The organism is Cedecea davisae DSM 4568 (genome assembly GCF_000412335.2).
In the GTDB taxonomy this organism is placed as follows: Bacteria; Pseudomonadota; Gammaproteobacteria; order Enterobacterales; family Enterobacteriaceae; genus Cedecea; species Cedecea davisae.
Genome location: NZ_KE161030.1, coordinates 2,878,989 through 2,888,351, shown reverse-complemented (window position 1 = coordinate 2,888,351; position 9,363 = coordinate 2,878,989). Strand labels below are relative to the sequence as shown.

Here is a 9,363-nt window from a genome sequence, read left to right as displayed (position 1 = left end):
GGATGCGATTTACGGCGGGGAGATGAGCGCCCATCACTATTTCCGTGATTTTGCCTACTGCGACAGCGGGATGATCCCGTGGCTGCTGGTGACCGAGCTGCTGTGTCTGAAGGGTAAAACGCTGGGCGAGCTGGTCCGTGACCGCATGGCCGCCTGGCCCGCAAGCGGGGAAATCAACAGCAAACTGGATGACCCGAGCGCGGCGATTGAGCGGGTGCGTGCCCATTTTGGGCCACATGCAGAAGAAATCGACCACACGGACGGGATCAGCATGGCGTTTGGCGACTGGCGGTTCAACCTGCGCAGCTCCAACACCGAGCCGGTGGTGCGCCTTAACGTGGAGTCGCGTAATGACGAAGCATTGATGCAGCAAAAAACTGCCGAAGTTTTAGACTTGTTACGTCAAAAATGATCGCTTAGTTTTCTAACTCTGTGCTCTTTATAATGTGAGTTGCATCAAACTCTACCCAGAGCTAATAAGGTGAGTTAACATCAAAGCCACATTTCAAGCCGCGCCGGTGGCGCGGTGAGCACACCTGACAGGAGTATGTAATGTCCAAACAGCAGATCGGCGTTGTTGGTATGGCCGTGATGGGGCGCAACCTGGCGCTGAACATCGAAAGCCGTGGCTATACCGTTTCCGTATTCAACCGCTCCCGTGAGAAGACTGAAGAAGTCGTCGCAGAGAACCCTGGCAAGAAGCTGGTTCCTTATTACACCGTAAAAGAGTTTGTTGAGTCCCTTGAAACGCCGCGTCGTATCCTGTTGATGGTGCAAGCGGGCGCTGGCACTGATGCTGCCATCGACTCCCTGAAACCGTTCCTTGATAAAGGCGATATCATTATTGATGGCGGGAACACCTTCTACCACGACACCATCCGTCGTAATCGTGATTTGTCTGCCGAAGGCTTCAACTTTATCGGTACCGGTGTTTCCGGCGGTGAAGAAGGCGCGCTGAAAGGGCCATCCATCATGCCTGGCGGCCAGAAAGACGCTTACGAGCTGGTTGCCCCTATCCTGACTAAAATTGCTGCTGTTGCAGAAGACGGTGAGCCATGTGTGACCTATATCGGTCCTGATGGCGCAGGTCACTACGTGAAGATGGTGCATAACGGCATCGAATACGGTGACATGCAGCTGATTGCTGAGGCGTATTCTCTGCTGAAGCACGGTCTGAACCTGTCTAACGAAGAGCTGGCCGAAACCTTTACTGAATGGAACAAAGGCGAGCTGAGCAGCTATCTGATCGACATCACCAAAGATATCTTCACCAAGAAAGATGAAGAAGGGAAATATCTGGTTGATGTGATTCTGGACGAAGCTGCCAACAAAGGTACCGGTAAGTGGACCAGCCAGAGCTCCTTGGATCTCGGTGAGCCGCTGTCTCTGATTACCGAATCCGTATTTGCTCGTTATATCTCTTCCCTGAAAGAGCAGCGTGTTGCGGCATCTAAAGTGTTGAGTGGCCCACAGGCTAAGCCATTCTCCGGTGATAAAGCCGAGTTTAGCGAGAAAGTTCGCCGTGCTCTGTACCTGGGTAAAATCGTTTCTTACGCTCAGGGCTTCTCTCAGCTGCGTGCTGCGTCTGAAGAGAATAACTGGGATCTGAATTACGGTGAGATCGCTAAGATTTTCCGTGCGGGCTGCATTATTCGTGCGCAGTTCCTGCAGAAAATTACTGACGCCTATGAAGAGAACCCGGCTATTGCTAACCTGCTGCTGGCGCCTTACTTCAAGAAGATTGCCGACGATTACCAGCAAGCTCTGCGTGACGTGATTTCCTATGCTGTACAGAATGGTATCCCAACGCCAACCTTCTCGGCTGCTATCGCATACTACGACAGCTACCGCGCAGCGGTTCTGCCGGCTAACCTGATTCAGGCACAGCGTGACTACTTCGGGGCGCACACTTATAAGCGTACCGATAAAGAAGGTGTGTTCCACACCGAATGGTTAGATTAATCTTAAAATCTGGCTACTAACTCTAAAGGGTCCTTCATCAGGGACCCTTTTTATATGATTTCGATGATAATATAGAATTGATGTATAGAATAAAAAATAGTCGTTTTATCGAATTTATTGTCTTTCGGTCTCTTAGCAATAAGCACATGTCTACTGGTCCGCGGTTAGCGCAGATCAACTTATAAATATTAGGGTTATTATGAGCATAAATGATACTAACGTGACGAGGGATCGCGCCGGCAGCCAGGCTGAAGAGTCAATTGATTTAATCGATCTTGTTATACAACTGTGGCGTGGTAAAAAAATAATCATCGCTTTTGCTGTCATTTTTCTTATTGGTGCCGTTGCATATCTTTTTGTTGCCAAAGAAAAATGGACATCAGCAGCGATTGTGACCTATGCAGATGCCGGACAGGTTTCAAACTACAGCAATGCTATGAATATTCTTAGCCTCCAGCATTCAGAAGCAGCACCATCACTTCTTGAAATCCAGCAACGCTACTTTGGCCGATTTAACTCTGCTCTTGCAGCGCTTTCCGATCAGTTAGATAACCAGCAGAAGCCTGAGAAATTAATCATTGAGGCGGCAAGCAAAGATCAGCCGTTACCGCTGAAAATTAGCTACGTTGCTAACTCTGCTCAGCAGGCGCAGCAAACCCTTAACGCATACATTCAGCAAATTAATAAGCGTATTGTTACTGAATTGGATAGCGACCTTAAAACCTCTGTTGATGCAAAAATCAGTGATTTAAAGGACCAGCTATCTACTCAAGAAAAAGTCGCCAAAGAGAAGCAGCAAAAACGCCTTGATGAGTTAAACCAGGCGCTGGTTGTCGCTCAGCAGTCAAACATTACCAAACCTGTGGTTTCGCAGGCGGAAACGTTATCTGAAGACACCCTGTTTGTACTGGGTAGCGAAGCACTCTCTTCGATGATTAAAAATGAAGCTTCTCGCCCGTTACCTTTAGATAACTCTTACTTTAACGCGCGTCAGGCGTTGTTAGCGGTTAGTGAGCTGAAATCCACACCTGAAACGACTTACGCATTTCGCTACATTATGAAACCGACTCTGCCGGTTCACAGGGACAGTCCTAAAAAAGGGTTAACGCTTGTATTAGCTGCTCTGTTAGGCGTGATTGTGGGTTCTGGCTATGTGCTTGGCCGTAACGCATTGCGGAATTATAAACCCGCGGCATAAATGCCCGAAGCAAACAAAAGGCCGCATCAGCGGCCTTTTTTACGTCTACAGCGAGCCGTTATTTATGCCGGGCGCGTAAATTTTCAATCACGGTGCTCAAGTCCAAATCCTGATCCTGGAGCAGTACCAGCAGGTGATACATCAGGTCGGAGGCTTCATTAGTCAGTTCGTGGCGGTCATTCACGGTGGCGGCCAGTGCGGTTTCCACGCCTTCTTCTCCCACTTTTTGAGCAATACGCTTGGTGCCGCTGGCGTACAGCTTCGCGGTGTAAGAACTTGCCGGGTCCGCGGTTTTACGTGAGGCCAGCAGCTGTTCGAGCTCAAACAGGAAGTGCCAGTCGTGATGAGCTTCGCCAAAGCAGCTTGAGGTGCCAAGGTGGCAGGTTGGGCCGATTGGGTTCACCAGCACCAGCAGCGTATCGTTATCGCAGTCCGGGGCAATACGCACCACGTTCAGGAAGTGGCCAGAGGTTTCTCCCTTGGTCCACAGGCGCTGTTTGGTGCGCGAGAAGAAAGTCACTTTGCCGGTATCGAGCGTTTTCGCCAGCGCATCCTGATTCATATAGCCCAGCATCAGCACTTCGCCGGACACCGCATGCTGAACGATAACCGGCATCAGGCCATCGGTTTTTTCCCAGTCCAGCTGGGCAAGCTGTTGTTCTGTTAACACTCTCGAATCTCCACGCCTTGCTGAACCAGGAACGCCTTCAGTTCACCAATATTGATAATTTGCTTATGGAACACGGAAGCCGCCAGGGCGCCGTCAACATCCGCATCGCGGAACGCTTCATGGAAGTGCTCCATCGTTCCCGCGCCGCCGGAGGCTATCAGCGGGACGTGGCACACTTCACGCACTTTCCTTAATTGCTCCAGGTCGTAGCCATTACGCACGCCGTCCTGGTTCATCATATTCAACACAATTTCCCCCGCGCCGCGCTTTTGCACTTCCTGCACCCAGTCCAGCGTTTCCCACTGAGTGACGCGAGTGCGGCTTTCGTCGCCGGTATACTGGTTAACGTGGTATTTGCCGGTTTCGGCATCAAACCAGGTATCAATTCCCACCACAATGCACTGCACGCCAAAGCGTTCTGCCAGACGAGTTATCAGCGTCGGGTCGGCCAGGGCAGGGGAGTTGATGGAGATCTTATCTGCGCCGAAGGAGAGGATCTGCGCCGCGTCTTCAACGGACTTGATCCCGCCCGCCACGCAGAACGGAATATCAATCACTTCGGCCACGCGAGTGACCCAGCTTTTATCTACTACGCGGCCATCGCTGGAAGCGGTGATATCGTAGAACACCAGCTCATCGGCACCTTCCTGCGCGTAGCGCTGAGCCAGCGGAACGATATCTCCGATGATTTCGTGGTTGCGGAACTGCACGCCTTTTACGACCTGGCCGTCACGCACGTCCAGGCAGGGAATTATCCGTTTTGCCAGCATGAAATGGCCTCCGTTACGTTGAATTTACCTTCCAGCAGCGCGCGCCCGACAATCACGCCCTTCACGCCGCTACCCCGCAAGGCTGCGATATCGTCAATGCCGCCGATACCGCCGGAAGCCTGGAAAGCCACCTGCGGAAAACGAGCGCATACTTCCTGATAAAGCTCCACGTTGGAGCCAGCAAGCGTCCCGTCGCGAGAAATATCCGTACACAGGACATGCTTCAGGCCGAAGGGTAAAAACTGTTCGACGAGTTGCTCAAGCGTGGTGCCGGAGGTTTCCTGCCAGCCGCTGACCGCCACCTGTTTGTTGCCTGCGGCGTCAATGCGCACGTCCAGGGCCAGCACCAGCGCATCGGCGCCAAAACGCTCAAACCAGCCCTGTACCAGCTCCGGGGATTTAACCGCCGTTGAGCCAACCACTACGCGGGCCGCACCGGCTTCCAGCAGGGCTTCCACATCTTGCTCGGTACGCACACCGCCGCCAACCTGCACCGGCACGGTTACGCCAGCCAGCAGTTTTTGCAGCAGTGGGATCTGGCGGGCGGCCGGATCTTTTGCACCTGTCAGGTCAACCAGGTGCAGCACTTGCGCGCCCTGGGCCTGGTAATCCTGCAAGCGTGGCAGAGGATCGCTGCCGTAGTCACGCTGCTGACCGTAATCGCCCTGGTGGAGACGCACCACTTTGCCGTCGATTAAATCAAGAGCCGGGATAATCATGGCTTACATCTCCAGAAAGTTTTTCAGCAACTGAGCGCCAGCCGCGCCGGAACGCTCCGGGTGGAACTGCACGCCCCAGAAGTTATCTTTTTGTACCGCAGCGGTGAACGGATCGCCGTAGCTTGCCTGAGCGATGGTGTTTGCGCAGACCGGCATCGCGTAGCTGTGAACAAAGTAAAAATAAGCCCCGTCTTCAATGCCGCGGAACAGGCGATCGCCCGCTTTCGGGTAAACGCGATTCCAGCCCATATGCGGAAGCGGCAGGCCGAAGTCTTTCATCTGCAATACCGGCTGGTCGATGATGCCGAGCATCTCAACGCCGTTGCTTTCGTCGCTGCGGCCGCCCAGCAGCTGCATGCCGAGGCAAATCCCCAGCACCGGCTGGGTACAGGCTTTAATCAGCTCGACCAAATCACGTTCGATAATTTGATCCATTGCCGCCTGCGCGGTGCCCACGCCGGGTAAAAAAAGTTTGTCGGCGCGCAGCACAACGTCCGGATCGCGGCTCACCTGCGGCTCATAGCCGTGGCGCTGAATCGCCGATTTTACCGAATGAAGGTTGGCGCAGCCGGTATCGAGGATAACCACATTCATCACAGCACTCCTTTAGAGGAGGGGAGCGTATCGCCTTCAACGCGGATCGCCTGGCGCAGGGTACGGCCAAACACCTTGAACAGGCTTTCTACGCGGTGGTGATCGTTCTTGCCTTTGGTTTTCAGGTGCAGCGTTACGCCCATAGTGTAAGAAAGCGAGCGGAAGAAGTGTTCGACCATTTCGGTGCTCAGGTCGCCAACGCGCTGATAGTTGAACTCGGCTTTATATTCGAGGTGCGGGCGGCCAGAGATGTCCAGCGCGCAGCGTGCCAGGCATTCGTCCATCGGCAGCACAAAGCCAAAGCGGGTGATACCGCGCTTGTCGCCGAGCGCCAGTTTCAGCGCTTCACCGAGCGCCAGGCCGGTATCTTCCACGGTGTGGTGATCGTCAATGTACAAGTCGCCTTTCACCGCGATCTCCATGCGGAAGCCGCCGTGGGTACAGATCTGATCGAGCATGTGGTCGAAGAAGCCCACGCCGGTGGCAATCTTGCTGCCGCCTTCGCGATCCAGCCAGACCTTCACGTCAATCTGTGTTTCTTTCGTATTGCGCTCAACGTGCGCATAACGGTCGCGTTTTGTCAGCTTCTCGGCTATCTGTTGCCAGTTCAGGGTATCACCGCTATAGCGCAGCCCCTGAATGCCCATATTTTCCGCCAGTTCGATGTCGGTAGCGCGGTCGCCAATTACGTAGCTGTTGGCCTTATCCAGCGTGCCTTCCTGCAAATAACCGGTAACCAGCGCCAGCTTAGGCTTGCGGCAGTCGCAGTTGTCGGCCGGAAGGTGCGGGCAAATCAGCACTTCATCAAAGGTGATGCCCTGAGAAGTCAGTACCTGCATCATCAGGTTGTGCGGGCCGTCGAAGTCAACCTGCGGGAAGCTGGCGGTGCCGAGCCCATCCTGATTGGTAATCATCACCAGCCTGAAGCCTGCTTTTTGCAGTTGCAGCAGAGCCGGGATAACCGCCGGTTCAAAAGCGAGCTTATCCATGCGATCGACCTGATAGTCGCTTGGTGGCTCGGAAATCAGGGTTCCGTCGCGGTCGATAAAAAGAACTTTCTGGCTCATTTGCTCTCCGTGGCCTGCAGGCCGGGTTGCTGGCGCAGCGCGTCGATAGCGCGCTGGCACTCTTCGCGTGTGCCGATGCTGATGCGCAGGCAGCCGCTTAAAGTCGGTTGTTTATTTTGGTCACGTAAGATAATGCCCTGATCCCACAGCGATTTAAAGACCGCGCTGGAAGCCGTAATTCGCGCCAGAACATAGTTGGTTTCGCTGTCGAAAACTTGCTCGACGCAAGGCGTATTTTTAAGCTCGCTAATCAGGAACTGGCGGTTAAGCAGCACCTGGGCAACACGCTCGCGCATGGCGTTTATACCCTGAGGGCTAAGCGCCTGTGCGGCAATGTCGGCCACCGGAGTAGAGAGCGGGTAAGGGGCGATGACTTTCAGCAGCAGGTTAATGACCTCTTCACTCGCCAGGGTAAAGCCGCAGCGCAGGCCTGCCAACGCAAAAGCTTTTGACAAGGTGCGCAAAATCACCAGATTCGGGTACTCTTCAAGCCAGCCCGCCAGCGTCGCCTGCGGGCAGAATTCGATATAGGCTTCGTCGGCAACCACCAGCGCTTTGCCACGCGTCATTTCCAGCAGCACGCGTAAATCCTGCGGGTTAATCAGCTGGCCAGTTGGGTTGTTTGGGCTGCATACATAAACCACTTTTACGCCGTCGAGCTTTTCGGCAATCGCGGGCAGATCCAGCTGCCAGTTATCCAGAGTGGCTACCGTGCGGCACTCCACGCCGATAGTTTCGGCGCTGACGGTGTACATTCCGTAGGTCGGCGGGCAGTAAAGAATCGCGTCTTTGCCCGGCTCGCAAAATGCGCGGATCAAGAGTTCTATGCCTTCGTCCGCGCCGCGGCTGACCAGTACCTGCTCAGGCTTGAGGCCTGCGTAGCTGGCGTAATTGGCAATGACCTGCTTAGGCTGGCATTCCGGGTAGCGGTTCAGCGTGTTGGCGCTGAGCTCATACTCAACCGGCGTCGGGTATTCGTTGGCGTTCAGCCACACATCGCCGCTGCCGCCGAGGCGACGGGCAGACTGATAAGGGGTCAGGGCGCGAACGTTGGCGCGGGCTAACTCTTCGATGCTCATGCTTGCTCCTTCAGGGCGGCGACGCGTAAGGTAACGGCGTTTTTGTGGGCGGTAAGCTGCTCGGCAGCGGCCAGAATCTCAATCGTTTTTGCCAGCGAGGCGAAGCCCTGCGGGGAAAGCTCCTGCACGGTCATGCGCTTCTGGAAGTCCGCCAGCCCGAGGCTGGAGCAGGTGGAGGTATAACCGTAAGTCGGCAGCACGTGGTTAGTGCCGGAGGCGTAGTCGCCAGCGGACTCCGGCGACCAGTCGCCCAGGAACACCGACCCGGCGCTGGTAATGCTGTCCACCAGTTCACGGGCGTTACGCGTCTGGATAATCAGGTGCTCCGGACCGTACTGGTTAGAGATTTCGATGCACTGGGCAAGGTCGCGGGCAACAATCAGGCGGCTGCTTTCCAGCGCCTTACGGGCCGTTTCGGCACGCGGCAGGGCGGCAAGCTGGCGCTCAACGGCCTGGGCTACGGCTTCGGCCATCGCGGCGTCCGGCGTCAGTAGAATAACCTGCGAGTCCGGGCCGTGCTCCGCCTGAGAAAGCAGGTCGGAGGCCACGAAGTCCGGCGTTGCGCCGCTGTCGGCGATGACCAGCACTTCTGAGGGTCCGGCGGGCATGTCGATTGCCGCGCCGTCAAGACGCTGGCTGACCTGGCGTTTCGCCTCGGTAACAAAGGCGTTACCAGGCCCAAAGATTTTATCCACTTTCGGGATACTTTCGGTCCCCAGCGCCAGGGCGGCAATCGCCTGTGCGCCGCCAACCTGAAACACCTCCTGCACGCCGCACAGCTGCGCGGCATAGAGGATCTCGTCGGCAATCGGCGGAGGTGAGCAAAGCACCACTTTTTTGCAGCCGGCAATGCGGGCGGGCGTTGCCAGCATCAGTACAGTGGAGAACAACGGCGCAGAGCCGCCGGGAATATACAGGCCCACGGAAGCCACCGGGCGGGTAACCTGCTGGCAGCGCACGCCGGGCATGGTTTCCACATCAACCGGAGCCAGCTGCTGGGCGAGATGGAACTTTTCGATATTGGCAACCGCAACGGCCATCGCTTCTTTAATATCGACGCCCAGGCGGGCTACCGCCTCGTCGATTTGCTGCGAAGTCACTTTGAGCTGCCGGACTTCGGTTTTATCAAACTTTGCGCTGTATTCACGCAGCGCGACGTCGCCGTTGCTTTTTACGTTGTCGATAATTTCGGCAACGGTGCGGGTAATGCTGTCAGAGGCGGAAATCGCCGGGCGCATCAGCAGGGCACTGCGGGCGTTTTCATCGCACTCGTTCCAGTTAATCAGCGTGTTGAAGTTGCTCAT

General features: G+C 55.2%; 9 protein-coding genes and 1 pseudogene. 3 read left to right on the top strand and 7 right to left on the bottom strand.

Annotated features, from left to right (window positions below):
• The 3 genes and pseudogenes from HMPREF0201_RS13200 to wzzB all read left to right on the top strand — a co-directional run.
• Positions 1 to 412: pseudogene (locus HMPREF0201_RS13200) on the top strand (phosphomannomutase CpsG); the annotation flags it as partial.
• Between the two features lie 140 nt (positions 413 to 552).
• Positions 553 to 1,962, top strand: coding sequence for an NADP-dependent phosphogluconate dehydrogenase (gene gndA, locus HMPREF0201_RS13195; RefSeq protein ID WP_016537208.1), 1,410 nt, complete (start codon positions 553 to 555; stop codon positions 1,960 to 1,962).
• A gap of 199 nt (positions 1,963 to 2,161) precedes the next feature.
• Positions 2,162 to 3,160 (top strand): LPS O-antigen chain length determinant protein WzzB, encoded by a 999-nt coding sequence (wzzB, locus tag HMPREF0201_RS13190; protein ID WP_016537207.1) that lies wholly within the window; start codon positions 2,162 to 2,164, stop codon positions 3,158 to 3,160.
• Positions 3,161 to 3,218: 58 nt separating this feature from the next.
• Here wzzB and hisIE read toward each other — a convergent pair whose 3' ends face one another.
• Genes hisIE through hisD form a run of 7 tightly spaced genes read right to left on the bottom strand, consistent with a single transcriptional unit; the run spans position 3,219 to position 9,363 of the window.
• Positions 3,219 to 3,830: a bifunctional phosphoribosyl-AMP cyclohydrolase/phosphoribosyl-ATP diphosphatase HisIE gene (gene hisIE / locus HMPREF0201_RS13185; RefSeq protein ID WP_016537206.1), complete on the bottom strand. Its 612-nt coding sequence runs from the start codon at positions 3,828 to 3,830 to the stop codon at positions 3,219 to 3,221.
• Positions 3,824 to 4,600: an imidazole glycerol phosphate synthase subunit HisF gene (gene hisF / locus HMPREF0201_RS13180; RefSeq protein WP_016537205.1), complete on the bottom strand. Its 777-nt coding sequence runs from the start codon at positions 4,598 to 4,600 to the stop codon at positions 3,824 to 3,826. The genes hisIE and hisF overlap by 7 nt, the downstream gene beginning before the upstream one ends.
• Positions 4,582 to 5,319, bottom strand: coding sequence for a 1-(5-phosphoribosyl)-5-[(5-phosphoribosylamino)methylideneamino]imidazole-4-carboxamide isomerase (hisA, locus tag HMPREF0201_RS13175; protein WP_016537204.1), 738 nt, complete (start codon positions 5,317 to 5,319; stop codon positions 4,582 to 4,584). Before hisA ends, hisF begins: the two co-directional genes overlap by 19 nt.
• Positions 5,320 to 5,322: 3 nt before the next feature.
• Entirely contained in the window at positions 5,323 to 5,913 is a 591-nt protein-coding gene (hisH, locus tag HMPREF0201_RS13170; protein ID WP_016537203.1) for an imidazole glycerol phosphate synthase subunit HisH, read from the bottom strand.
• Positions 5,913 to 6,980, bottom strand: coding sequence for a bifunctional histidinol-phosphatase/imidazoleglycerol-phosphate dehydratase HisB (gene hisB / locus HMPREF0201_RS13165; RefSeq protein ID WP_016537202.1), 1,068 nt, complete (start codon positions 6,978 to 6,980; stop codon positions 5,913 to 5,915). The genes hisH and hisB overlap by 1 nt, the downstream gene beginning before the upstream one ends.
• A complete protein-coding gene (hisC, locus tag HMPREF0201_RS13160; RefSeq protein ID WP_016537201.1) occupies positions 6,977 to 8,059 on the bottom strand; it encodes a histidinol-phosphate transaminase in 1,083 nt (360 codons plus the stop codon). Before hisC ends, hisB begins: the two co-directional genes overlap by 4 nt.
• On the bottom strand, positions 8,056 to 9,363 hold the full coding sequence (gene hisD / locus HMPREF0201_RS13155) for a histidinol dehydrogenase (protein WP_016537200.1): 1,308 nt from the start codon (positions 9,361 to 9,363) through the stop codon (positions 8,056 to 8,058). The genes hisC and hisD overlap by 4 nt, the downstream gene beginning before the upstream one ends.